This is a genomic window from Corallococcus exercitus, assembly GCF_003611585.1.
Classification (GTDB): Bacteria; Myxococcota; Myxococcia; order Myxococcales; family Myxococcaceae; genus Corallococcus; species Corallococcus exercitus.
Map to the genome: position 1 here is coordinate 1 of NZ_RAVW01000126.1, position 22,395 is coordinate 22,395.

Consider the following 22,395-nt stretch of genomic DNA (forward strand, 5'->3'; position numbering starts at 1 on the left):
CGCCCCGGCCCCCCGCATGCGCGCCAAGGGCGGCCCCATGATTGGCGGCGGCGGACGCGGCATGCGCGAGACGCTGGAGCAGAGCACCGCCGTGACGACGCTGACGAAGGAGGTGGGCGACCTCTTCGAGTACGGCGTGGACCGCCCCGTCACCGTGCACCGCAACCAGAGCGCGCTCGTGCCCATCCTGCACCGCCCCTTCGAGGGCCGCCGCGTGCTGCTCTACAACCGCTCCACGCGTGAGAAGAACCCGATGGCCTGCATCGAGTTCAAGAACACCACCGGCCTCACGCTGGAGGGCGGCCCCGTCACCATCACCGAGGACGAGACCTACGTGGGCGAGGCGATGCTCGACACCCTCAAGCCCGACGACGTGCGCTTCGTCCCCTATGCCGTCGAGCTGTCCTGCGTCGTGTCCGTGGAGCAGGACCTGGAGGACGGCCCGGTGTTCCGCGCGCGGCTCGGCCGGGGCACGCTCATCGTGGAGTTCTTCCACCAGCGCCGCACGAAGGTCCTCGCGCGCAACAAGGCGAAGCGCCCCCAGGTGCTCTACGTGGAGCACCCGCGCACCGGCTGGGAGTTGAAGGACACGGCCGCCCCCGCGGAGACCACGGACGGCTTCTGGCGCTTCAAGCGCGAGCTGGCCCCGGGCGCCTCCGACACGCTCACCGTCACCGAGCGCACCAGGGGACAGCGCCAGTACTACCTCGGCAACCTGGGGCTGGAGGAGGTGACGTTCTTCCTCGACTCGCGCTTCATCGACCCGCGCGTCGCGCAGGCCCTGCGCGACGTGGTGGCCATGCGCGAGAAGCTGTCGCAGGTCGCCCAGGACATCCAGCGCCTCAACGAGGAGCGCACCCAGCTCTTCAAGGACCAGGAGCGGATCCGCTCCAACATCGACTCGCTCAAGAGCGGCGCGTCCCAGCGCGAGCTGGTGGAGCGCTTCGTCACCAAGCTCAACGCGCAGGAGGACCGGCTGGAGAGCATCGGCCGGGAGCTGGAGCGACTCGAGCAGGAGCGCACCCGTCTGCAGACGGAGGCGAACCAGCGCATCGAGTCGCTCTCCTACGAAGCGGACCTGTAGCTACTTCGCGTCCGCGCGGAACACCTCGCGGCCCGCGACCACCGTCAGCCGGACCTGCCCGGTGAGCAGGTCCGCCGGGGGCGCGTCCACGGGGTCCACCGACAGCGCCACGAAGTCCGCGTCCTGGCCCGGCTTCAGCCGGCCGCGCGTGTCTTCCGCGAAGGACGCGTAGGCCGCGCCCACCGTGAAGCCCTCCAGCGCCTCCTGGCCGCTCAGGCGCTGATCCGGCTGCCACCCGCCCGGCGGCTGGCCACTGGCATCCTGCCGCGTGCGCGCCGCGTACAGCCCCGCGAGCACGTCCGGCCGCTCCACCGGGAAGTCGCTGCCCAGCGCCAGCACGGCGCCCGCGGCCTTCAGCTTCTGCCACGCATAGGCGCCCTGGATGCGCTCCGGGCCCACGCGCTTCTCCGCCCAGGGCATGTCGCTGGTGGCGTGCGTGGGCTGCACGCTCGCGATGAAGCCATTCGCGCCCAGCCGGGAGATGTCCTCGGCCGTCATGATCTGCGCGTGCTCCACGCGGGGGCGCGCGTCCTTCTTCCCCGAGGCCGCCAATTCGCGCAGCACCGTGTCCAGCACCAGCGTGTTGGCGCGGTCGCCAATCGCATGCGTCGCCACCTGGAAGCCGCGGCCCACGAAGGCGTGCACGCGCGCGGCGTACTCCTCCGGAGACAGGAGCAGCAGGCCGCGGTGGCCGGGCTCGTCGCTGTAGGCCGCGCCCAGCGCCGCGCCCCGGCTGCCCAGCGCGCCGTCCAGCAGGAGCTTCACCGCGCGCATCGTCAGGAGCTTCCCCTGGAAGGGGCCGTCCTTGAGGTACTGCAGGCGGTCGTCCGTCTGGCCATCCGCCATGGCGTAGACACGCAGGGGCAGGGTGCCCGCCTTGTCCCAGGCCTGGAGCAGGCGGAAGGTCCGCAGGTCCATGCCCGCGTCGTGCACACCGGTGAGCCCCACGCGCGCGCAGTGCTCCAGCGCCGTGCGCAGGTGCGCCTCGTGCTGCTCACGGGTGGGCGGGGGCAGCACCTTCAGCGCCAGGTCCATGGCGTTGTCGATGAGCACGCCGCTGGGGTCGCCCTCCGGCAGGCGCACGATGGTGCCGCCCTGCGGGTCCTTCGTGTCGCGGGTGATGTTCGCGCGCTTGAGCGCCGCGCCGTTGAGCCACAGCGCGTGCCCGTCGATGCGCCACATCGCCACGGGCGTGTCCTTCAGGTGCTCGCCCATGTCGAAGAGGGTGGGGAAGCGCGGCGTGTCCCAGTCGTTCTGGTCCCAGCCCTGACCCACCAGCCAGTCGCCCTGGTACGCGGTGGACGGGGCCTTCTCCAGGCGCTGGCGCACCTCCTCCAGCGACGTGGTGCCCTCCAGCCGCACGCTCGCGAGCGCCTGGCCCAGCCCGGCCAGGTGCCCGTGAGAGTCCGTGAGGCCGGGCACCACCGTCGCGTCGCCCAGCTCCACCACGCGCGCGGTGGTGCCCGCGGCGGCGAGCACCTCCTCGCGCGTACCCACGGCCAGCACCTTGCCGTCGCGCACGGCGAGCGCCTGGGCGTCCGGCTTCGCGGCATCCAGCGTGCGGATGCGTTTGGCCACGTACACCGTGGGCGCGTCCTTGACCGCCTGCTCCGCGGGCGTTCCCTCCGGCACGCGCCGTGAGCAGCCCGAAGCGCCCACCGACAGGACCAGCGCCCCCAGCATCCAACCGAGACGTCCTCGCATCATCCGCGCACCCGCCATGATCGTTCGCCCGGGAAACCGTCCCGGGACATCGCGCGGCACTCTGACGCACGCCCCGCGCGACGGCCAGTCCTGTGCGTCGGTCTGGCGACTACCGCCCCACGCGCAGCGTGTATGTGTAATCAATGGGCGCGCCGAAGGGCGCCAGGGCCCGCACGTTCACCACGTGCTCCCCGGGGGCGAGCTGGAGCATCAGCCACCACCCGTCCGTCACGCCGCGCTGCTCGCCCCCCACGAGGCACGGGTCGGGAATCTTCCCCACGAGGCTGGGGTCCGCGTCGAACGTGAACAGGCCGCTGGTGTGGCGGTGGCGGCGGGTGTCCACGCGCCGGCCGTCCACGGTGACCATCAGGTCCTGCGTGCCATTGTTGAAGTCGAGGGCGCCCTGGCGCAGGAAGTCCTCCAGCGTCTGTCCCGGCGCCGGTTCGAAGGACGGGTCGGGGCACGGGTAGTCATTGATGATGACCCACAGCGGCACCAGCACGGGCTTGTTCCGGGGGACGCGGCAGGTGCGCTGGTACGTGGTGTCCAGGTCGTAGGTGGGCACGAAGTAGACGGGGCCGTCCTGGTCCTCGTCGCAGTCCTGCTCCAGACGCAGCATGGGGCTGCGGTCCGCCGGCACGCGGAAGTGCCAGCGGTACCACTCCTTCGCCCACGCGCTGATGGGCCGCCCGTACACGCGAGCCCCCGGCGGCAGCACCACCGCGCCGCCGGTCCGTGCGTCCAGGGCTTCCGCGGAGGTGGCGGGCTCTGGCGTCACCTCGTCTGGCATTGGCTCCGGCGCGCAGCCCATGAGCCATCCCGTGAGCACCGCCACCGCGAAGATGTTCCGCTGCATGTGTGGACCCCTCCTGTCTCAAGAGGGCTCCAACCTAGGGAAGCGCGGGCGCCTGGGATTGTACGTGCTTGCGCGGTCCACGCCCCGCGAGCGCCGCGGCCCGGTACTCGCCGGGCGTCACCCCCAGCGTGCGGCCGAAGTGCTTGATGAGGTGGCTCTGGTCCGTGAAGCCCGCCGCGAGCGCCACCTCCGCCATGGGCAGCGGCCCCGCCAGCAGCTCCTGCGCCAGCCGCAGCCGCAGGGCCCGCTGGAACACCTGCGGCGTCTGGCCGAACTGACGGTGGAACGCGCGCACCAGGTGCCACGGGCTGAGCCCCGCGACGCGCGCGAGCGCCTCCAGCGACAGGTTGCGCGTGGGGTGGGCCTCCAGCAGCTCCCGCGCCCGCTGCACGCCCCGCGCGCACGCTGCTGCCCGCCGCCGGTAGGGCAGGCCCGAGTGCCGACGCAGCAGCGCCACCAGCAATCCCAGCAGCCGCTCCTCGCGCTCCAGTTGGGAGATGGCGCCGCCCTTCAGCGCGTCGAAGGTGACGGTGAAGCGCTCCATCAGCGCCGCGTCCTGGAGCATGGGCGACGCGAAGCCGGGCAGGGTGCCCGCGGGCGCTCCGGTCTCCTCCGCCGCGCGGATGAGCAGCGCGGGCGGGACGTAGAGGATGCGGTACGCCCACCCGATGCTGGAGTCGGCGGCGCGGCCCTCGTGCATCTCCCCCGTCGACACGGCGAGGAGGCTGCCCACCGAGGCCACCACCCGCTGCCCCTGCAGGTGCATCGACTGCGCGCCCGCGTCATAGGCACACAGTGAGAAGACGTCATGCGAGTGTTTCGGAAAGGTCCACCGGGTATAGGCCGCCCGGTGCAGCTCCAGCCCGGGCACCTCCGGGGCCACCCAGAAGCCATCCCCGGCCTCTTCCGTCAAAGGGCCCGGTCCGCCCTGCTTCGTGCGTCGCATCCCTGCACCCCCCCTGTGAAGCGGCGCTCCCGTCCAGGGGAGGGAGCGCACGGCGGGCGCAAGCATAGGGACACGGGGCCCCGGAGGGCGCTATGGAACGGCGGGTGAGCACCGTTACTCCTCGCGGCATCTGTTTCGACCTGGACGGCACGCTGGTGGACTCGCTGCCGGACATCATCGACAGCTTCCTCCACGGCTTCACGCACCATGGCCTGCCCGTGCCCTCCGTCGCGGAGGTGCGGGCGCTCATCGGCCAGCCGCTGGAAGACATGTACACGCGCTTCGCGCCCGAGCACGCCGCCACGCTCTGCGTCGCCTACCGCGAGCATTACCCGCTGAACTTCCACCGGCGCTCCCGGCCCTTCCCCGGCGTGGAGCGCGTGCTGCGCACCCTGCGCGAGCGGGGCTACCTGCTCGCCGTCGCCACCACCAAGCGCGGCGACATGGCGCGGCGCTTCGTGGACGCGATGGGATTGGGCGGCCTGCTGCACCACGTGCAGGGCACGGACGGCTTCCCGCACAAGCCCGCGCCGGACGTCATCCACCACGCCCTGAAGGCGCTGGGCACCGGCGGCCTGTGGATGGTGGGCGACACCACGCTGGACCTGCGCGCGGGCCGGGCCGCGGGCCTCAAGACCTACGCCGTGACGTGGGGCACGCACGCGCAGGAAGAGCTGGCCACCGCCGCGCCGGACGAGCTCCAGCCGGACCTGGAGCGGCTGCTGCACCACCTGCCGCCGCTCGGCTGAAGCATGGCCCTCAGTGCTGCGTGCGCGGCTGGAGCGCCTGCACCTGCCGCACCTGCTGACGGCTGTTGAGCGGCAGGGCCGGCAGCGTGAGCTGATCCAATTCGCGCGGGCCGATGACCTGCACCACGTCCTTGCGGAAGAACAGGTCCAGCGTCCAGCCCATGGCCACGCGCACCTTCGTCTCCAGCTTCGGCAGCTTGAACAGGTAGACGGTGCGCCAGAGCACCCACGCGAAGGTGCCGGAGAACTTCAGCCCCAGGATGCGCGCCACGCCCGAGCGCCGGCCAATCGTCGCCAGCTGCCCCAGCATCTTGTAGCGGAACGGCCTGCCTGGCTGACCCTTCAGCGCCGCGCACACGTTGCGCGCCACCGCCAGGCCCTGGCGCAGCGCGTGCTGCGCGGTGGGCGGGCAGGGCTTGCCTCCGTTGGTGACGTCCGGCACCGAAGCGCAGTCACCCAGCGCCCACACGCCCGGGAAGCCGGGCACCTCCATGCGCTCGTTCACCTTGAGGCGCCCGCGCTCCTTCTCGCATGGCAGCGTCTCCAGCAGGGACGGCGGCGTGACGCCCGCGGTCCACACCACCGTCTTGGTGGGCACCACCGTGCCGTCCGGCAGCTCCACGCCGGCCTCCGTCACGTCCTTCACGTGGACGCCGGTGCGCACCTCCACGCCGTGCTCGATGAGCTTCCTGCGCGCGTACGCGCCCAGGTCCTCGCCCAGCTCCGGCAGCACCTCCTTGCCGCCGTGCACCAGCACCACGCGCACGTTGGCGTGCTGGATGTTCGGGTAGAAGGGCAGGGCGCCGTGGATGAAGTCGTTGATGGCGCCCGCCGTCTCCACGCCCGCGAAGCCGCCGCCCACCACCACGAAGGTGACGATGGCGTCGCGCTTGCCCACCGTCACGCAGTCCGTGTCCGCCTCCTCCAGCCGGTCGATGAGGCAGTTGCGCAACAGCATCGCGTCGCCCAACGTCTTCATGGTCAGCGTGTAGTCGCGCGGGCCCGGCTTGCCGAAGAAGTTCGTCTCCGAGCCCATGGCCAGCACCACGTAGTCGTACGACAGCGTGTGGCTGTGGCCGTCCAGTCCGCCGTGCGCCACCGTGACCTTCTTGGCCTCCAGGTCCAGCCCGCTGACGTCGCCCTCCACGAACGTCAGGTGCGGCAGCAGCTTGCGCAGCGAGATGACGATGGCGGTCGCGTTCAGGTCGCTCGCCGCCACCTCGTGGAGCATGGGCGTGAAGAGGAAGAAGTTGTCGCGGCTGACGAGCGTCACCTCCACGTCGTCCCGCTTGCCCAGCTGCCGCTCCAGGTGCAGCGCCGCGTACATGCCCGCGAAGCCGCCCCCCAGGATGAGCACCCGCTTGCGCGGCGCGCCCGCGCTGAGCCCTTCCGACCGCTGGTCCGCCCCCATGCACGCCTCCTCATGACGCGAAGAACACCACCCCCCAATGTCGGGGCGCTCCTTCGCGTCCGCACCCCCGGCTCCCGGGGGCCTGTTCCCCCGCCTGCTGGGCCTACGGGTGGTTCGGGTGCATCCGGTGCCGCCACGTCGTGCGCTGGGACGTGTAGCGGGGGTTCTCGAAGAGCTTGATGAGCACCATGCCCGCCACGAACCCGCCGATGTGCGCCCAGACAGCGACGCCACCGGAGACCTCCGGGCGGAGCGTCATCAGTTGCGGCAGGCCGGTGATGACCTGGAGCACGAACCACCACAGCAGCACGGCCCACGCGGGGATGGGGAAGACGCGGATGAAGATGAAGAGGATGAACAGCATGTTCACGCGCACGCGCGGGTAGAGCACCAGGTACGCGCCCAGCACGCCCGCGATGGCGCCTGACGCGCCCACCGTGGGCACCGGCGACGTGGGGTCCACCGCCACGTGCGTCGCCGCCGCCACCAGCCCGCACAGCAGGTAGAACACGAGGAAGCGCAAGCGCCCCATGCTGTCCTCGATGTTGTTGCCGAAGACCCAGAAGAACAGCACGTTGCCCAGGAGGTGCCCCCAGCTGCCGTGCAGGAACATGGACGTGAGCGGCGTGAGGCGGTTGATGGCGTCGTTGTCCACCACGCACGCGAGCCCGTCGCCCAGCGGCACCGCCTGCCCCAGCGGCGCGCGGCCGGAGAGCTCCCCGGGCACCAGGCCCAGCTCGCAGATGCTGGTGGCAAGCTGCACCACGTTGAAGCCCGCGCCCTGGAAGAACACCCAGGTCAGCCCCAGGGCCGCGAGCAGGAGGTATGTCATCACCGGAGTGCGCAGGGTCGGGTTGTCGTCGCTGATGGGAATCATGTTCGCCCTCCAGCATGGGGCTACCGTTGGATGCGCGGACGGTGTCGTGCACGCGGATGTGCGGCGCAGGACGCATGTGCCCGCGTCCGCCGGGAGGACGCCGGAGCGCGCATTAGGGTCCGGCCCATGAACACCCCCACGCCCGTCGACTTCCCGCTGCCCGGCCTGCGCATGCACGCGCTGGAGGCGGGCCCCGCGGACGGCCCGCTCGTCCTGCTGCTGCACGGCTTCCCGGAGCTGTCGGAGAGCTGGCGGGACGTGATGCCGCCATTGGCCCGGGCGGGCTTCCACGTCGTCGCGCCGGACCTGCGCGGCTACGGCGGCACGGACCGGCCGCGCGGTGGCTACGACGTGGACACGCTCGCGGAGGACGTGGCCCGGCTGGCTCACCACCTCCAGCCGGACAGGCCCGCGCACGTCGTGGGCCATGACTGGGGCGGCGCCATCGCCTACCACCTGGCGGCCACGAAGCCCCAGGCGGTGGACCGGCTGGTGGTCATCAACGCGCCCCACCTGGCCGTCTTCGCGCGGCGCATCTGGCTGCCTCCGCAGCTGTGGCGCTCCTGGTACATCTTCTTCTTCCTGCTCCCCTGGCTGCCGGAGCACGTGCTGTCGGCCCACGGCGGCCAGCGCGTGTCCCGGTGGATCCGCGCCGCGCTGTCGGACCGCTCGCGCGTCAGCGAGGACCGGCTGGACCCCTACGCGCGCAACATGGCCCGCCCGGACGCGGCGCGCGCCGCGCTCGCGTACTACCGCGAGGCCATGAAGGGGGCCGTCACGTCGCGGCGCAGGCGGCGCCAGCTGCGTGACTACCCGCGCATCCGCGCGCCCTTCCTCCTCATCTGGGGCGAGGACGACGGGGCGCTCGGCCGCGAGCTCACCCAGGGACTGGAGCCATACTTCGAGTCGCCGCCCACCGTCCGGTTCCTCCCGGGCGTGGGCCACTTCGTGCCACTGGAGGCCCCGGGACAGGTGGCCTCGCTGGTGCTGGGACACCTGGGACGCGCGGAACCGGACGCATCACCGGGAGGCGGCGGGGCTCCTACCAAATGAAGGTTGCCTGATGGAGGTAACCCCGTCCCGCACGGGCCCGGACTTGGCTTCCAGGCCCGCGCCGGGCGATGTTCCTCAGCCGTCTTCCCTTGCATGGAGTCCGGAGCAATGAACCCCTCGAAATCGTCCCGCGCCTCGGCGCTGCTCGTGGTGTCCGTCCTCGCCCTCGCCTTCAGCGGCTGTGCCGCGCGCCGGCAGCAGGCGTACCTGGAGGACAAGGCCATGGGGCACGTCTACCGCAAGCCCATCGCGGAGGTGTGGCCGGCGGCCGTCGCCCTCCTCCAGGAGAAGGGCTTCTCCCTGATGAAGGGCCAGACCGGCTTCGAGGCGACGACGGAGTGGCTCATGACCAGCGCCCCGTCCTCCCTGGGCACCGCCTACGCGCGCTACCACGTGCGCGGCACCGAGCGCGGCCCCGGCCAGTGCTCCGTGGAGTTCCGCCGCCAGGACCGCTCCGAGTCCCGCGCCGCCGACGACACCACCGGCCGCGGCAAGGACATGGGCGAGTCCGCGGTGGGCGCCGGCAACTCCCAGATGAAGCGCGACTCCGAGCTGGAGTGGGAGCTGCTCCAGAAGGTCGACCCCGAAGCCGCCTCCGCCCTCCAGGCCGAGGCGAAGAAGGCCGAGTAGCCCCGCCCGCCGTGAGAGGGGCTGCCGTTCGCGCGAGACGACCTCAGTCGCGCAGCGGCAGCTCCACGGTGAGGCCGTCGAAGGCCACCTCCACCGGTCCCTTGAACGCCTCGCGCGCCTGCGTGAGCAGCCGTCCGGGGTCGGTGTCGTGGCGGCTGGACAGGTGGGTGAGGATGAGCCGCTTCGCGCCCGCGTCGCGCGCCACCTGGGCCGCCTCCCGCGCGGTGGAGTGCCGCGTCTCCACGGCGCGCGCCTGCTCGTCGTCGGAGAAGGTGGACTCGTGCACCAGCAGGTCCGCGTCCTTCGCCGCCTGCACCAGCGCGGGGCACGGCCGCGTGTCGCCGGAAATCACCAGCCGCCGCCCGGCCCGCGACTCGCCCAGCACGTCCTCCGGCTTCACCACGCGCCCGTCCGGCAGCGTGACGGACTCGCCCTTCTGCAGCTTCCCGAAGGCCGGCCCCTCCGGCACGCCCAATTCCCGCGCCTTCTCCAGGTGGAAGCGCCCCGGACGTCCGTCCTCCGCCAGCACGTAGCCCAGCGCGTGGATGCGGTGGTCCACGCCCACGGCCTGCACGGAGTAGCCGTTGCGGCGCACCACGTCCCCGTCCTTCAGCTCGTGGATCTCCACCGGGAAGGCCAGCGACTCCAGCCCCAGGTGCACGGCCTGGTGCAAGAGCCGCCGCGCCGGGGGCGGCCCGTACAGGTGCATGGGGTCGGTGCGGCCCGTCATCCCCAGCGTGCGCAGGAAGCCGATGATCCCCAGGTAGTGGTCGGCGTGGAAGTGCGTGAAGAACGCCGCGTCCACGGTGAAGCCCGTGCCGAAGCGCACCATCTGCCGCTGGCTGCCCTCGCCGCAGTCGAACAGGAGCAGGTCCGCGTCCGCCTTCACCGCCAGGCCGGACAGGCCGCGATGCAGGGTGGGCTGCGCGGCGGAGGTGCCGAGGAAGGTGAGCCTCAGTAGGGACATGCCGGCGCTTCCCACGACGAGAGTGGCCTCCTCGCACGCGCGGAGTCTTTGCTTCGCGCGCGCGTTCCGGGGGCATTTACCAGGGTGCGAGGGGGCGTGCTATGCAGCCGGCCCTTTCGGACCCGACCCCATGCCTGATTCCCTGACGGTCGGCCCCACGGCCGCCCCCCGCCGCGTGCGTGCCCAGGACGGACGCCTCCTCTCCGTGCCTGATGGCTGGGCCCTGCTTCCCCCCGGCGACGCCGGCCTCACCCGCCGCGTGAAGGCCGCCGGCCCCTCCTGGACCGTGGTGGAGAAGGTGGGCCGCAAGCTCTTCTCCCGGGGCGTATGGGCGCCGGAGGCCCACATCGTCCACGCCAGGGCCGCCCTGGAGGACGAGCGCGCCACCCCCGCCTACGCGAAGAAGCTGGCCCAGGGCCGCGAGCGCCGCGCCAAGGAGCAGGCCGAGTACGAGGTCGACTTCGCCAACGCCGTCCTGCGCTTCCTCGCCTTCAGCCCCGCGTGGCTCCCCCACGCCAAGCGCCTGGCCGTGCTCGTGGCGGGCCACGCCACCCCCGTGGGCAGCGGCACCGTGGCCCGCACGGAGCGCATCCCCATTGAACGGCGCGCGGAGGCCGCCGTCATCGCCTGGATGCGCCACCAGACCACCGGCTACGACCACATGCGCATCGAGCGCGTGAAGGGCGCCCGCCGCGAGGTGCGCCGCGAGCTGGCGGAGGTCTCCCGCGCCATCCTGGACCTGCACCGCCGGGACGCCCCTCATGCACCGCCCGCGTGTCCGCTCTGCTCCGCCCTCCTGCGCCCTCCGCCGACACGCCCCTCGGATTCCTGACCCGGCGTTCAGCAACGACTGTTTTATTTCTGACCGGCGGGTTAGGAATGCCCCGCCATGCCCCGCCACGCCGACCCCAAAGCCCGCAGCGCGCTCATCGCGTCCGCGCGGGCGGAGTTCGCGAAGCGGGGCGTGAAGGGCGCGCGCATCAGCGACATCACCGCGGCCAGCGGCCTGTCCAAGGGCGCCTTCTACCTGCACTTCCCCTCGAAGGAGGCCCTCTTCGCGGCGCTGGTGCAGGGCTTCCTGGAGGCACTGGAGCGGCTGGCCACGGAGCGCCTGTCGCGCATGGAGTGCTTCCGCGCCGACCACGGCATGCCGGGCCCGGGTGACGTCTTCGCGCGCTCGGAGCGCTACCGCGCCTTCCTGCGCATGGAGGCCGCGCTCGACGTGGAGATGCTGGAGCTCATGTGGGACCAGCGTGAGCTGGTCACGGCGCTCATCGTGGGCAGCCAGGGCACCGCCTTCGAGTCCGTCATGTGGGACGTGGTGGACCGCGAGGTGGACCGCATCGCGCGGGAGTTCCACCACCTGCGCGGCCAGCAGCCGGACACCCCGGACGTGGACCCCAGCCTCTTCGGCTCCTTCGTCGTGGGCACGTACCTCTTGCTGGCCCGGCGCATGGGCCGGCTGACGGAGAAGCCCGACCTGGCCACCTGGGCCGTGGGCCTCCAGCGCCTCATGCACGAAGGCTCGCTGCCCCGCGAGCCCGTCCCCCCGGCCGCCGCCTACGCGCGGCCCTCGTCCCCGCCTTCCACGCGCCGGCGCCACGCCCGCGCGGCCAACCCGCACCGTCCGCCAAGGAAACGCCCGTGAAACCGACCACGAAGCCCTCCACCTCCCGTGCCCTGACCGCCATGGGCGTGGCCGCCGCGCTCGCGCTCACCGGCTGCGACAAGGCGGACGCGTCCGCGCCCCCCGCCGCCGCCGCCGCGACCCCTGGCCAGGACAAGCCCATGCCGGCCGTGAAGGTCGTCTCCGCGCGCGGCGTGCAGGCCTCGCAGTCGGAGGAGGTGACGGGCACGCTGTACCCCGCCCAGGGCCTCCAGGTCGGCTTCGAGGTGGGCGGCCGGCTGGAGGCCGTGCGCGTCCAGAAGGGGCAGGCCGTGAAGAAGGGCGACACGCTCGCCCAGCTGAACTCCGAAATCGCGGACGCGCAGGTGGCCGGAGCGGAGGCCGCCGTCGCCGCCGCGGAGGCCGCCGCCTCCATGGCGCAGGACGCGGCCGAGCGCACGCAGAAGCTCAGCACCGGCGGAGGCGTCAGCGACCAGCAGCACAAGAACGCCGTCGCCGCCGCCGCGCAGGCCCAGGCCCAGGTGATGGCCGCCAAGGCGCAGCTGGCGCAGGCCCGCGCGTCGCGCCGCCGGCACGACCTGAAGGCGCCCTTCGCGGGCACGCTGATTGAGTCCCCGGACCAGACGGGCGCCACGGTGGGGCCGGGCTCGGCCCTCTTCACGCTGGAGCAGCTGGACACGCTCATCTTCCGCACCACCGTGGCGGAAGGGGCGCGCGCGCTGCTCAAGCCGGGCGTGAAGGTGCGCGTGGCGGCGCTGGGCAACGGCGCGTCCACCGACGAGGCCGTGGTGCGCACCATCCTTCCCTCCGCGGACCCCACCACCCGCCGCATCCCGGTGGAGATCGCCGTGCCCAACGCGGACGGCCGCTTCGTGGCCCACACCCTGGCGCGCGCCATGCTGAAGCTGGGAGAGACGCAGGACGCGCAGCTGCTCCCCACGACGGCGCTGTCCTCCTCCAACGGGGACCACGTCCTCGTCGTCAGCGACGGCGCCCTCCAGCGCGTGGACGTGCAGGTGCTGGAGCGCCGCGACCGCGAGGTGGTGGTGCGCGCCGCGGCCGTCCTCCAGCAGGTGGTGGACTTCCCCACGCCCTCCCTGTCCCCCGGCACCCGCGTCTCCGTGAAGTAGCCGCAAGCCGCCCCTTTTCGCCGCGGCCTTTTCGCCAGCGCGGCGTGCGTGAGCACTTCCCATGATTCTCAGTGACGTCTCCATCCGACGGCCGGTGTTCACGGCCATGCTGTCCCTGCTGCTCATCGTGCTGGGCGTGATGGGCCTCAAGCGCCTGGGCACCGACCTCTACCCGGACGTCAGCTTCCCCGTGGTGGTGGTCAACACCCTCTACAAGGGCGCGGGCCCGGGCGAAATCGAGACCCAGGTCATCAAGCCCCTGGAGGACGCGGTCGCCGGCATCAGCGGCGTGGACAAGATCCACTCCTTCAGCCGTGAGAACGTGGGCACCGTCGTGGTGTCCTTCACGCTGGGCACCGCCCTGGACACCGCCGTCCAGGACGTGCGCGACAAGGTGGGGCAGGCCGTCAACAAGCTGCCCACGGACGCGGACGCGCCCATCGTCAGCCGCGTGGACCTGTCCGCCGCGCCCATCCTCACCTACGCCGTGTCCGCGGACATGACGTCCCAGACGCTGCGCAAGCTGCTGGATGACCGCATCAAGCCCGCGCTCGCGCAGCTGGCCGGCGTGGCGGAGGTGCGCATCACCGGCGGCGACACGCGGGAGATTCAAGTCGACATCGACCTGGACAAGGCCCGCGCGGTGGGCATCACGCCGTCCCAGGTGTCCCAGCGCATCGGCTCGGAGAACCTCAACCTGCCCGCGGGCCGTCTCCAGCTGGGGCCCAACGAGCTGACCGTGCGCGCCATGGGCGAGTTCACCAACGTGGACGACCTGCGCCAGCTGCCCATCGCCCGCAGCAGCACCGGCGCCCAGGTGCGCCTGGAGGAGATCGCCACCGTCACGGACGGCGTCGCCGAGCGCCGCACCACCGCGCGCCTCAACGCCCGCGACGCCGTGGTGCTGGAGATCGTGAAGCAGCCGGGCTCCAACACCGTGAGCGTCAGCGACGCGGTGAAGAAGACGCTCGCGCAGATGGGGCCGGTGGTGGGGCAGGGCTTCCAGGCCACGCTGCTCATCGACCAGTCGGACCTCATCCGCGCCAACACCCATGAGGTGTGGATCGCCCTCATCTTCGGCGGTTTCATGGCGGTCCTCATCATCCTGATGTTCCTGCTGGACCCGCGCGGCACGTTCATCTCCGCGCTCGCGCTGCCCACGTCCGTCATCGGCACGTTCTTCGTGATGTATGTGCTGGGCTACTCGCTCAACCAGATGACGCTGCTGTCGCTGTCATTGGCCATCGGTCTGCTCATCGACGACGCGGTGGTGGTGCGTGAGGCCATCACCCACCGGCTGGAGCAGGGGGAAGACCCCATGAGTGCCGCGTCCAACGGCACGCGGGACGTGGGCCTGGCGGTGCTCGCCACCACGCTGTCCCTGGTGGCGGTGTTCATCCCCGTGGCCTTCATGCCCGGCATCGTGGGCCAGTTCTTCAAGCAGTTCGGCATCACCATCTCCGTGGCGGTGCTCATCTCGCTGTTCATCTCCTTCACCCTGGACCCCATGCTGTCCGCCCGCTTCGCCAAGGCGCGCAAGCCGGGGGAGCAGCACCACGAGCCCGCCGTGTTCCGCGCGCTGCGCCGCTTCCTGGAGGCCACGGAGAACACGTACGCGCGCATCCTGGGCTGGGTGCTGCGCCACAAGTGGGCCACCGCGGGCCTCACCCTGCTGGCGCTGGTGCTGTCCTTCGGCGCCGCCAGCCGCCTGGGCGTGGAGTTCATGAGCGCGGAGGACCGCTCGCAGCTCATCGTTGAACTGCAGCTGCCGGACTCCGCCAACCTCGCGCAGACCACGGAGCGCGCCGCGGAAGCCGAGGTGCTCCTCAAGAAGATCCCCGAAATCACGGACATCTACACCACCGTCGGTCCCAACGGAGACGTCTACAAGGCGCGCATGCGCGTGCTCACGGTGGGCAAGGACAAGCGCACCAAGAGCATCGGCACGCTCAAGGAGGAGGCCCGCGCGCTGCTGGTCCCCAACCTGGTCTCCACCGCCATCACCCTGTCGGATCCGCCGTCCATCGAAGGCCTGGGGGACTGGTTCCCCATCATGGTCCGCGTGGTGGGCCCGGACCTGAAGCGCGTCAACGAGGAGGCCGAGCGCATCGCCGGCATCCTGCGCACCCTGGGCACCTCCGACGTGCGCGTGGACTCCAACCCGGCCAAGCCGGAGCTCCAGATTCAAATCGACCGCGCGCGCGCCGCGGACATGGACCTGTCCGCCGGGGCGCTCGCCATGCAGCTGCGGCTCGCCATCGACGGTGACGTGACGGCCAAGCTGCGCGAGGGCACGGACGAGACGGACATCCGCGTGCGCCTGCGCGCGGAGGACCGCGCCACGCCGGAGCGCGTGCGCCAGCTGATGGTGGCCACGCCGAGGGGCCTGCACCAGGTGACGGACGTGGCGGAGGTGTCGCTCAAGGACGGCCCCAGCGTCATCGAGCACGAGAACCGCGAGCGCCAGGTGGCCGTCGTGTCCCAGCTGGCCAAGGGCGCCGCGCTGGGTGACGTGGCCACGAAGCTCAAGGCCGCCATCGCGGCCAAGCCCCTGCCGCCCGGCTACGCCATCGTCTACGACGGCCAGATGAAGAGCCTGGATGAGCAGAACGACGCGTTCGGCATCGCGTTCGGCCTGGCCTTCGTCTTCATCTACATGGTGCTCGCCAGCCAGTTCGAGTCCTTCAAGCACCCCTTCACCATCATGGTGTCGCTGCCGCTGGCGCTCGTGGGCGCGCTGCTGGGGCTCGTCGTCACGAACTACCACGTCAGCATGGGCGCGATGATTGGCGTCATCCTGCTGATGGGCCTCGTCACCAAGAACGCCATCCTCCTCATCGACGGCGCGCTCCACCACCTGCGCGAAGGCGACTCCGTGGACGAGGCCCTGCTCAAGGCCGGCCCGCGCCGCCTGCGTCCCATCCTCATGACGAGCGCGGCGATGGCCATCGGCATGGTGCCCACCGCCGTGGGCACGGGCACCGGCTCCGAGTTCCGCGCCCCCATGGCCATCTCCGTCATCGGCGGCGTCATCACCTCCACCTTCCTCACGCTGCTGGTGGTGCCGGTGGTGTTCGCGGCCATGGAGAAGCTGTCCTTCCGCAAGAAGCAGCCCCGCGCGGAAGGGACGCTCACGGCGCCGCCCGTGGACGCGCCCGCCGCGCACGACCGCGCGGCCTGAAGCGGACACAGGGCCTGAGGTGAAGAGGGCGCGGGGGCAGGCAAGCCTCCGCGCCCTTCTTCATGCCCGGCCAATCACAGGACACGGCCCAAAAAGACGAAGGGCACGGATGACGGTGTCGTCACCCGTGCCCTGCCTTGAAACATTGAAACAAGGGGGATGAAACAAACCCGGGGGGCGTCCTCCGCTGGGCCGCCGGCTCCGGGCCGTGCCGGAGACGGGGCGTCCGCGGGCGTCCTGCCCGGGTGGGACTTCTCTAGCGCGCGGCCGAGAAGCCTTCGCCGTTCAGCAGGCGCACGCGCGCCTTGGCGAGCTGGTTCTGCGCTTCCTCCAGCGACACACAATCCACGGTGATGTCGTCGTTGGGGGATGCTTCCGACGCCACGCGGGCCGTCTGCAGGCGCGCGATGGTGGAGTCCGACACGTGCGCGCACATGGCACAGCCATTCTTGCGCCCGTGGTCGACGATCTCGGAGAACAGCTTCGCGGATTCCGGCTCCAGCGGGCGCAGCCCCCGCATGTCGGCCAGAACCAGGTGCCGCCCTCCGCCGTAGCTGTCCGTGGCCTTCTTGTAGACGGCCACGTACTCCTTCATTTCGTTGGGCCGCATGAAACCGCTCATGCGGGCAGTGATGGTCCGACGGCTGACATCGTTGGTGACTTCGAACATAGGTGCGCCCTCCCTCGCAGGCGCAAAGACTAACAGACGTCTTTCGGACTTTCACAGCCCCCCCCCTGTTTCCTTGGAGACTGGAAGGTTTGAAAGGGATTGCGCGTTTTTCCTTCTCGGTACGTTGTAAAAATGAAGAAGCCCGGTCCGCGCGAGCGGGACCGGGCTTCCATGACTCCAGGCTGACCCGGAGCGGGGTGTTATCAACCCGCTGCGCGGACGTTCTGTGCCTGGAGGCCCTTGGGGCCGCGCGTCACCTCGAACTCCACCTTCTGGCCTTCGGCCAGGGTGCGGAAGCCGTCCATGTTGATGGCGCTGTGGTGGCAGAACACGTCCTCACCACCGCCGTCCTGCGTGATGAAGCCAAAGCCCTTCGCATCGTTGAACCACTTCACGGTACCGGTAGCCATGAATCGTCTTCTCTTTGTTGGTGGGGCGGGGCACCCACCGCCCGAGGGCGGCCAGTCCTCTCGAAATGTGAGGACCTGAGTGCGAACACCAGTCTGCCCGGCAGGGCAGGGTGAGTGGAAGCCCCCTTGCTCTACAGCCAACAGTTCAATGGGCCGTCCGCATGGCGACCCATGGTCGTCGCAGGCAGGCGGGCGAGGGGGAGGGGCAGGCCCGGCGCCCGGGCCTGGGAGCGTGGCTACCGTTCCGGGCAAGGCCACGACGGCCGGGAGAGGAGTCACGTCATGTACGAGGTCCGAGGCCTGGAGTCAGCGCCAGTGCTGCCCCCCGTCCCCCCGCGCCCGGAGGGCGCCGTGCGCCGCGAGTGGCGCCGGATGCGGGACCACAGCGCGGCGGCGGGCATCCTGTCGCGTCCCCTGCTGGGCCGGCTGCCGCTGCGCCGCTGGGTGCCGCAGGACATCCACTCGGTGCTGGACTACGTGGGTGGGGCGGCGCTGGCGGCGGTGGGGAGCGCGTCCGGTGACAGCACGGCGAAGGCGGCCGGCTGGGCCCTGGGCGGGGCCGCGGTGGGCGTGTCGCTCCTCACGGACTACCGGCTGAGCCTCACGAAGCTCATCCCCATCGAGGCGCATGAAATCGCGGACTACGCCTACGGCCTGGGCGCGGTGCTGGCGCCCTTCGTGCTGGGGTACGCGAAGCGCTCGCCCGTGGCGGCCGCGCTGCACGTGCTGCTGGGCGTGAAGGTGCTGGCCGCGTCGCTGGTGACGGACTACCGCTGCCAGACGGGCATGCACCTGGGCGGGGAGCTGGCCACGGACCCCGAGGGCATCGGGGCCTGAGACAGCGCTGAACGCAGGCGCCAGGCGGCGGGGCCCGGGTGAGGGCCCCCGCCGCCGTCGCCCGTCATCGCATCAGGCGGTCTTCACCTGCGCGCCGGACTCCAGCTTCGTGGGGCCCACGCTCTCGATGCGCATGCCGTAGAAGCTGCGGTAGACGAACACCGTCGACAGGACGAAGAAGACCGCGGACAGCACGCGCAGGAGCGTGCCCTGGCCGGCGGCCTCCAGCTCCACGGACAGCTCCACCGCGAGCAGGCCGAACAGCGTGGTGAACTTGATGACCGGGTTCAGCGCGACGGAGGACGTGTCCTTGAACGGGTCGCCCACCGTGTCACCCACCACCGTGGCGGCGTGCAGCTCCGTGCCCTTGGCCTTCAGCTCCGTCTCCACCAGCTTCTTCGCGTTGTCCCAGGCGCCGCCGGCGTTGGCCATGAACACGGCCTGATACAGCCCGAAGATGGCGATGGAGATGAGGTAGCCCACGAAGAAGTAGGGCTCCAGGCACGCGAAGGCGAGCGTGCTGAAGAACACCACGAGGAAGATGTTGATCATCCCCTTCTGGGCGTACTGGGTGCAGATCTCCACCACCTTCTTGGAGTCGGACACGCTGGCCTTCTCCACGCCCTCCAGCTGGATGTTGGCCTTGATGAACTCCACCGCGCGGTAGGCGCCCGTGGACACCGCCTGCATGGAGGCGCCGGAGAACCAGTAGATGATGGCGCCGCCGGTGATGAGGCCCAGCAGGAAGGGCGCGTGCAGGAGGGACAGGTTCTGCGCGTTGACCGCGTTGAGCACCTGCTGGCCGTTGGCGGCCCGCGTGATGCCCACCAGGAGCACGATGATGGAGAAGATCATCGTCGTGGCGCCCACCACCGCCGTGCCAATGAGCACCGGCTTCGCGGTGGCCTTGAACGTGTTGCCCGCGCCGTCGTTCTCCTCCAGGAACTCCTTGCCCTTGTCGAAGTCCGGCGTGAAGCCGAAGTCCTTGTGCACCTCGTCCTTCACGTTGGGGACGTTCTCGATGAGGGACAGCTCGTAGACGCTCTGCGCGTTGTCCGTCACCGGGCCGTAGGAGTCCACGGCGATGGTGACCGGGCCCATGCCCAGGAAGCCGAACGCCACCAGGCCGAACGCGAACACCGCCGGGGCAATCATCAGCGCGCCCACGCCCAGGGTGCTGAACCCATACGCCAGGCCCATCAGCCCCGCGATGATGAGGCCCATCCAGTACGCGGAGAAGTTGCCCGCGACCAGGCCGGAGATGACGTTGAGGGACGCGCCACCCTCGCGGCTGGCCGTCACCACCTCGCGCACGTGGCGGCTCTCCGTGGAGGTGAAGACCTTGATGGCCTCCGGGATGATGGCGCCCGCCAGCGTGCCGCAGGTGATGATGGCGGACAGCTTCACCCAGAGGGTGTCGTCCCCGCCGATGCTCGGGATGAGCAGGTAGCTGATGAGGAACGTCAGCGCCACGGACACGATGGACGTCAGCCACACCAGGAAGGTGAGCGGCGCCTCGAAGTTCATGTGGTCCGCGTTCCGGTAGCGCGCGCCCTGGATGGCGTTGTTGATCCAGTACGACACCAGCGACGCCACCACCATCACGATGCGCATCATGAAGATCCACACCAGCAGCTGCACCCGGTACTGGGCCTCCACCGCCAGGAGGATGAACGTGATGAGCGCCACGCCGGTGACGCCGTAGGTCTCGAAGCCGTCCGCGGAGGGGCCCACGCTGTCGCCCGCGTTGTCGCCGGTGCAGTCCGCGATGACGCCCGGGTTGCGCGCGTCGTCCTCCTTGATCTTGAAGACGATCTTCATCAGGTCGGACCCGATGTCGGCGATCTTCGTGAAGATGCCGCCCGCGATGCGCAGCGCGGAGGCGCCCAGCGACTCACCGATGGCGAAGCCGATGAAACACGCGCCCGCGAAGTCCGGCGGGACGAACAGCAGGATGAACAGCATCAGCAACAACTCCGTGCTGATGAGCACCATGCCAATGGACATGCCCGCCTGCAGCGGGATGGCATACGTGGGGTAGGGCTTGCCGCGCAGCGACGCGAACGCGGTGCGGCTGTTGGCGAAGGTGTTCACCCGGATGCCGAACCAGGCCACGCCGCAGCTGCCGGCGATGCCCACGAGGCTGGCGAACAGGATGATGGCCACCCGGCCGGGCTCCATGTGCTGGAGGAAGCCGAAGTAGCCCACCATCACCACGGCGATGAGCACCCAGAGGACGCCAATGAACTTCAGCTGCGTCATCAGGTACGTCTTGCACGTCTCGTAGATGAGCTCGGAGATCTCCAGCATCGCCCGGTGCACGTCCATCTTCCGGAGGCTCGCGTACTGCAGGAAGCCGAAGACGAGGCCCAGGACGCAGACGGCGATGCCGGACATCAACAACTGCCGTCCGTTGAGGCCCGCGAAGAAGGTGACGGAGTCGAAGTCCGGGAGCTTGAGGTCCGCCTCGCTCGCGCTCGCGCGGGTTCCTCCAAACAGCGCCAGGAGCCCGAGGGCCCGGGACGCCGTGCCGGTGACACGCTGCTTGAGACGGTCCAGCCGTGAAACGGTGGGTGTCATGGGGTGCAACCTCTCTCACAGTGACTCAGGGGAGTGATGTCGAGGGGTTGGCCGCCTGCGTGCGAGCACCTCCGAGCGCAGACGCTTCAGCGCAGCCTCGCCCTTCAAGGCAAGACATGCCCTGAAGGCGGCTGTGATTTATCACGCTCCGTCAAATGAAGTCGAAGTCAGGAATTCCATGTCGCATCCCGTCAAGTTGGATTCAGACATAAACGCCTGAACCACCTGGCAGGTGGGATGGCATTCGGGACGGATGGACGTGTCAGGGATTGAACTTGAAGAGGAAGCCGTCCTGCAGCCGCCGCGACGGACCGTCTTCCTGCTCGGGCCGGTTGAAGCCGCCGGCCAGGAGCACGCCACCGGACGCGTCCACGCTCACGGCGCGCGCCTGGGCCACGGTGCCGGGGCTCGCGAAGCCGCGGACCCACAGCGACGCGCCCTCTTCCGGCAGCAGCTTCGCCACATACAACCCGGGGGGCAGGTTCCCCCCGCCCAGGGCGAGGCCGCCGTCATGGCCGCCCGCCACCGTCACCTGGCCCGCCTCGTCGGTGGTGACCAGGGGCGCGCTGGTGGGGAAGGTGCGCGCCCACTGCTGGCCGCCGCGCGCGTCGTAGGCCAGCAGGAAACCGTCGCGGGAGTCCGCGCGGTGGAAGGTGTTCTGGAAGTAGAGCCGGCCGCTGAAGCCGCCGCCCACGAAGACGCGGTCGGCCCCCACGGCCACGGACACCGCGGTGCCGTCGGTGCCGCGCACGTCGTGACTCCAGACGTGGTCGCCGTCGCGGGTGAGCTTCACCACGAAGGGCGTGTGCTGGCGCACGGTGACGAAGGTGGCGTCGCCAAAGGACACCGCCCCCGCGTAGCCGCCCACCACGTGCACGTCGCCAAAGACATCCACCGCCACCGCGCGCGCGGAGACCTCGCCCTCGCCGGCGGGCATCCACACGCGGCTCCAGCGCTGCTCGCCCTTGGGCCCCACGCGCAGCGCGAAGCCCGCGTGTCTGCCGTTGGGCGGCGTCTTCAAGCCCTCGCCCAGGTCGCGTGCGCCGGAGAAGTCCCCCACCAGCACCGCGCCCCCGTCGTGGTCGGACGTGACGCCGTTCACCGCCACGGGGCCCTGGCCCGGCAGCGAGCGCACCCAGTCCAGTGCGCCGCCGCCGTCCAGCCGGGCCAGGAACGGCCCTTCCGGCAGCGTGGCGCCGTCGCGGGTGAAGCCCGCGGACAAGCCCGTGAGGAAGATGTGGTCGGAGGCGTCCACCGCCAGGCCGCCCACGCGGGCCCGCGCCGCGTGCTGGGGCGTCCAGCCCCGCGCCCACTTGAGCGTGCCCTCCGGTGAATACCGCGCCACCAGCAGGTGGGGCGCGACAACGTTGCGATTGAAGGGCAGGGGCCCCGCCCCCAGGTCGATGGGCTCTTGATAGGTCGCCGCCACGAGGACGTCCCCGTTGGAGGTCACCACCGCGTGCGGAGCCTGAGGGTCCCCCACCATCAGGGTCCGCGACCACACGTGGGCCTCCACGCCCTCTTGCACGACCTGTCCACCCACCTCGCCGAGCACCGGGATGCGCGGTGCCGTAGCCCGGGCTTCCTCGCACCCCACGAGGAAGAGTCCCCCTACGCCTGTATCTTATACCCATCTCCGAGCCCACGAGACATGCGCAGAAATCGTATGCCGGATTGTGATTG

General features: G+C 70.7%; 18 protein-coding genes and 1 pseudogene. 9 read left to right on the forward strand and 10 right to left on the reverse strand.

What is annotated here, in order from left to right; genetic code table 11:
• A pseudogene (locus tag D7W79_RS17455) lies at nucleotides 1–1,084 on the forward strand (hypothetical protein); the annotation flags it as partial.
• Here the strand turns inward: D7W79_RS17455 and D7W79_RS17460 are convergent.
• From D7W79_RS17460 to D7W79_RS17470, 3 genes are all read right to left on the reverse strand, one after another.
• Entirely contained in the window at nucleotides 1,085–2,788 is a 1,704-nt protein-coding gene (locus D7W79_RS17460; protein WP_167497711.1) for an amidohydrolase, read from the reverse strand.
• Nucleotides 2,789–2,897: 109 nt separating this feature from the next.
• A complete protein-coding gene (locus D7W79_RS17465; RefSeq protein ID WP_120526517.1) occupies nucleotides 2,898–3,644 on the reverse strand; it encodes a hypothetical protein in 747 nt (248 codons plus the stop codon).
• A gap of 34 nt (nucleotides 3,645–3,678) precedes the next feature.
• The gene (locus D7W79_RS17470) at nucleotides 3,679–4,590 is read right to left on the reverse strand and encodes an AraC family transcriptional regulator (RefSeq protein WP_158616987.1); all 912 of its coding nucleotides are present in this window, start codon (nucleotides 4,588–4,590) and stop codon (nucleotides 3,679–3,681) included.
• A gap of 92 nt (nucleotides 4,591–4,682) precedes the next feature.
• Between D7W79_RS17470 and D7W79_RS17475 the strand changes: the two genes are divergently transcribed.
• Nucleotides 4,683–5,339: an HAD family hydrolase gene (locus tag D7W79_RS17475; RefSeq protein WP_439099206.1), complete on the forward strand. Its 657-nt coding sequence runs from the start codon at nucleotides 4,683–4,685 to the stop codon at nucleotides 5,337–5,339.
• A gap of 10 nt (nucleotides 5,340–5,349) precedes the next feature.
• Here D7W79_RS17475 and D7W79_RS17480 read toward each other — a convergent pair whose 3' ends face one another.
• Both D7W79_RS17480 and D7W79_RS17485 read right to left on the reverse strand, forming a co-directional pair.
• The gene (locus D7W79_RS17480) at nucleotides 5,350–6,750 is read right to left on the reverse strand and encodes an NAD(P)/FAD-dependent oxidoreductase (protein ID WP_120526519.1); all 1,401 of its coding nucleotides are present in this window, start codon (nucleotides 6,748–6,750) and stop codon (nucleotides 5,350–5,352) included.
• Nucleotides 6,751–6,853: 103 nt separating this feature from the next.
• A complete protein-coding gene (locus D7W79_RS17485) occupies nucleotides 6,854–7,627 on the reverse strand; it encodes a rhomboid family intramembrane serine protease (protein ID WP_120526520.1) in 774 nt (257 codons plus the stop codon).
• Nucleotides 7,628–7,753: 126 nt separating this feature from the next.
• Here D7W79_RS17485 and D7W79_RS17490 point away from each other — a divergent pair, with 126 nt between their 5' ends.
• Nucleotides 7,754–8,680 carry an alpha/beta fold hydrolase gene (locus tag D7W79_RS17490; RefSeq protein ID WP_120526521.1) on the forward strand — a complete coding sequence of 309 codons (927 nt, stop codon included), beginning with the start codon at nucleotides 7,754–7,756 and terminating at the stop codon, nucleotides 8,678–8,680.
• A gap of 108 nt (nucleotides 8,681–8,788) precedes the next feature.
• The gene (locus tag D7W79_RS17495; protein ID WP_120526522.1) at nucleotides 8,789–9,310 is read left to right on the forward strand and encodes a hypothetical protein; all 522 of its coding nucleotides are present in this window, start codon (nucleotides 8,789–8,791) and stop codon (nucleotides 9,308–9,310) included.
• 43 nt (nucleotides 9,311–9,353) lie between these two features.
• Here D7W79_RS17495 and rnz read toward each other — a convergent pair whose 3' ends face one another.
• On the reverse strand, nucleotides 9,354–10,277 hold the full coding sequence (gene rnz / locus D7W79_RS17500) for a ribonuclease Z (protein ID WP_120526523.1): 924 nt from the start codon (nucleotides 10,275–10,277) through the stop codon (nucleotides 9,354–9,356).
• A 130-nt stretch (nucleotides 10,278–10,407) separates the two neighbouring features.
• Between rnz and D7W79_RS17505 the strand changes: the two genes are divergently transcribed.
• The 4 genes from D7W79_RS17505 to D7W79_RS17520 all read left to right on the forward strand — a co-directional run bounded on the left by D7W79_RS17505 (nucleotide 10,408) and on the right by D7W79_RS17520 (nucleotide 16,215).
• Entirely contained in the window at nucleotides 10,408–11,109 is a 702-nt protein-coding gene (locus tag D7W79_RS17505; protein WP_120526524.1) for a DUF2293 domain-containing protein, read from the forward strand.
• Between the two features lie 57 nt (nucleotides 11,110–11,166).
• Nucleotides 11,167–11,925: a TetR/AcrR family transcriptional regulator gene (locus D7W79_RS17510; protein ID WP_120526525.1), complete on the forward strand. Its 759-nt coding sequence runs from the start codon at nucleotides 11,167–11,169 to the stop codon at nucleotides 11,923–11,925.
• Nucleotides 11,922–13,034: an efflux RND transporter periplasmic adaptor subunit gene (locus D7W79_RS17515; protein WP_120526526.1), complete on the forward strand. Its 1,113-nt coding sequence runs from the start codon at nucleotides 11,922–11,924 to the stop codon at nucleotides 13,032–13,034. Before D7W79_RS17510 ends, D7W79_RS17515 begins: the two co-directional genes overlap by 4 nt.
• 61 nt (nucleotides 13,035–13,095) lie before the next feature.
• Nucleotides 13,096–16,215 carry an efflux RND transporter permease subunit gene (locus D7W79_RS17520; protein WP_120526527.1) on the forward strand — a complete coding sequence of 1,040 codons (3,120 nt, stop codon included), beginning with the start codon at nucleotides 13,096–13,098 and terminating at the stop codon, nucleotides 16,213–16,215.
• 256 nt (nucleotides 16,216–16,471) lie between these two features.
• On the opposite strand, the gene D7W79_RS17525 is transcribed toward D7W79_RS17520, so the two are convergent.
• Together D7W79_RS17525 and D7W79_RS17530 are read right to left on the reverse strand one after the other, a co-directional pair.
• Nucleotides 16,472–16,885 (reverse strand): hypothetical protein, encoded by a 414-nt coding sequence (locus D7W79_RS17525; RefSeq protein ID WP_014393433.1) that lies wholly within the window; start codon nucleotides 16,883–16,885, stop codon nucleotides 16,472–16,474.
• Between the two features lie 203 nt (nucleotides 16,886–17,088).
• A complete protein-coding gene (locus D7W79_RS17530) occupies nucleotides 17,089–17,295 on the reverse strand; it encodes a cold-shock protein (protein ID WP_120526528.1) in 207 nt (68 codons plus the stop codon).
• A gap of 282 nt (nucleotides 17,296–17,577) precedes the next feature.
• Here D7W79_RS17530 and D7W79_RS17535 point away from each other — a divergent pair, with 282 nt between their 5' ends.
• Nucleotides 17,578–18,132, forward strand: coding sequence for a hypothetical protein (locus D7W79_RS17535; RefSeq protein ID WP_120526529.1), 555 nt, complete (start codon nucleotides 17,578–17,580; stop codon nucleotides 18,130–18,132).
• A gap of 72 nt (nucleotides 18,133–18,204) precedes the next feature.
• Here D7W79_RS17535 and D7W79_RS17540 read toward each other — a convergent pair whose 3' ends face one another.
• Nucleotides 18,205–20,712 (reverse strand): sodium-translocating pyrophosphatase, encoded by a 2,508-nt coding sequence (locus tag D7W79_RS17540; protein WP_120526530.1) that lies wholly within the window; start codon nucleotides 20,710–20,712, stop codon nucleotides 18,205–18,207.
• 262 nt (nucleotides 20,713–20,974) lie between these two features.
• Nucleotides 20,975–22,309 (reverse strand): hypothetical protein, encoded by a 1,335-nt coding sequence (locus D7W79_RS17545; protein ID WP_120526531.1) that lies wholly within the window; start codon nucleotides 22,307–22,309, stop codon nucleotides 20,975–20,977.
• Between the last annotated feature and the right edge of the window lie 86 nt (nucleotides 22,310–22,395).

What these genes read in the sequence shown, in the direction of transcription:
- D7W79_RS17490 (WP_120526521.1), top strand. Translation starts at nt 7,754, where the DNA reads ATGAACACCCCCACGCCCGTCGACTTCCCGCTGCCCGGCCTGCGCATG.
- D7W79_RS17505 (WP_120526524.1), top strand. Translation starts at nt 10,408, where the DNA reads ATGCCTGATTCCCTGACGGTCGGCCCCACGGCCGCCCCCCGCCGCGTG.
- D7W79_RS17480 (WP_120526519.1), bottom strand. Translation starts at nt 6,750, where the DNA reads ATGGGGGCGGACCAGCGGTCGGAAGGGCTCAGCGCGGGCGCGCCGCGC.
- D7W79_RS17475 (WP_439099206.1), top strand. Translation starts at nt 4,683, where the DNA reads ATGGAACGGCGGGTGAGCACCGTTACTCCTCGCGGCATCTGTTTCGAC.
- D7W79_RS17540 (WP_120526530.1), bottom strand. Translation starts at nt 20,712, where the DNA reads ATGACACCCACCGTTTCACGGCTGGACCGTCTCAAGCAGCGTGTCACC.
- D7W79_RS17535 (WP_120526529.1), top strand. Translation starts at nt 17,578, where the DNA reads ATGTACGAGGTCCGAGGCCTGGAGTCAGCGCCAGTGCTGCCCCCCGTC.
- D7W79_RS17510 (WP_120526525.1), top strand. Translation starts at nt 11,167, where the DNA reads ATGCCCCGCCACGCCGACCCCAAAGCCCGCAGCGCGCTCATCGCGTCC.
- D7W79_RS17525 (WP_014393433.1), bottom strand. Translation starts at nt 16,885, where the DNA reads ATGTTCGAAGTCACCAACGATGTCAGCCGTCGGACCATCACTGCCCGC.
- D7W79_RS17530 (WP_120526528.1), bottom strand. Translation starts at nt 17,295, where the DNA reads ATGGCTACCGGTACCGTGAAGTGGTTCAACGATGCGAAGGGCTTTGGC.
- D7W79_RS17465 (WP_120526517.1), bottom strand. Translation starts at nt 3,644, where the DNA reads ATGCAGCGGAACATCTTCGCGGTGGCGGTGCTCACGGGATGGCTCATG.
- rnz (WP_120526523.1), bottom strand. Translation starts at nt 10,277, where the DNA reads ATGTCCCTACTGAGGCTCACCTTCCTCGGCACCTCCGCCGCGCAGCCC.
- D7W79_RS17470 (WP_158616987.1), bottom strand. Translation starts at nt 4,590, where the DNA reads ATGCGACGCACGAAGCAGGGCGGACCGGGCCCTTTGACGGAAGAGGCC.
- D7W79_RS17460 (WP_167497711.1), bottom strand. Translation starts at nt 2,788, where the DNA reads ATGCGAGGACGTCTCGGTTGGATGCTGGGGGCGCTGGTCCTGTCGGTG.
- D7W79_RS17495 (WP_120526522.1), top strand. Translation starts at nt 8,789, where the DNA reads ATGAACCCCTCGAAATCGTCCCGCGCCTCGGCGCTGCTCGTGGTGTCC.
- D7W79_RS17520 (WP_120526527.1), top strand. Translation starts at nt 13,096, where the DNA reads ATGATTCTCAGTGACGTCTCCATCCGACGGCCGGTGTTCACGGCCATG.
- D7W79_RS17485 (WP_120526520.1), bottom strand. Translation starts at nt 7,627, where the DNA reads ATGATTCCCATCAGCGACGACAACCCGACCCTGCGCACTCCGGTGATG.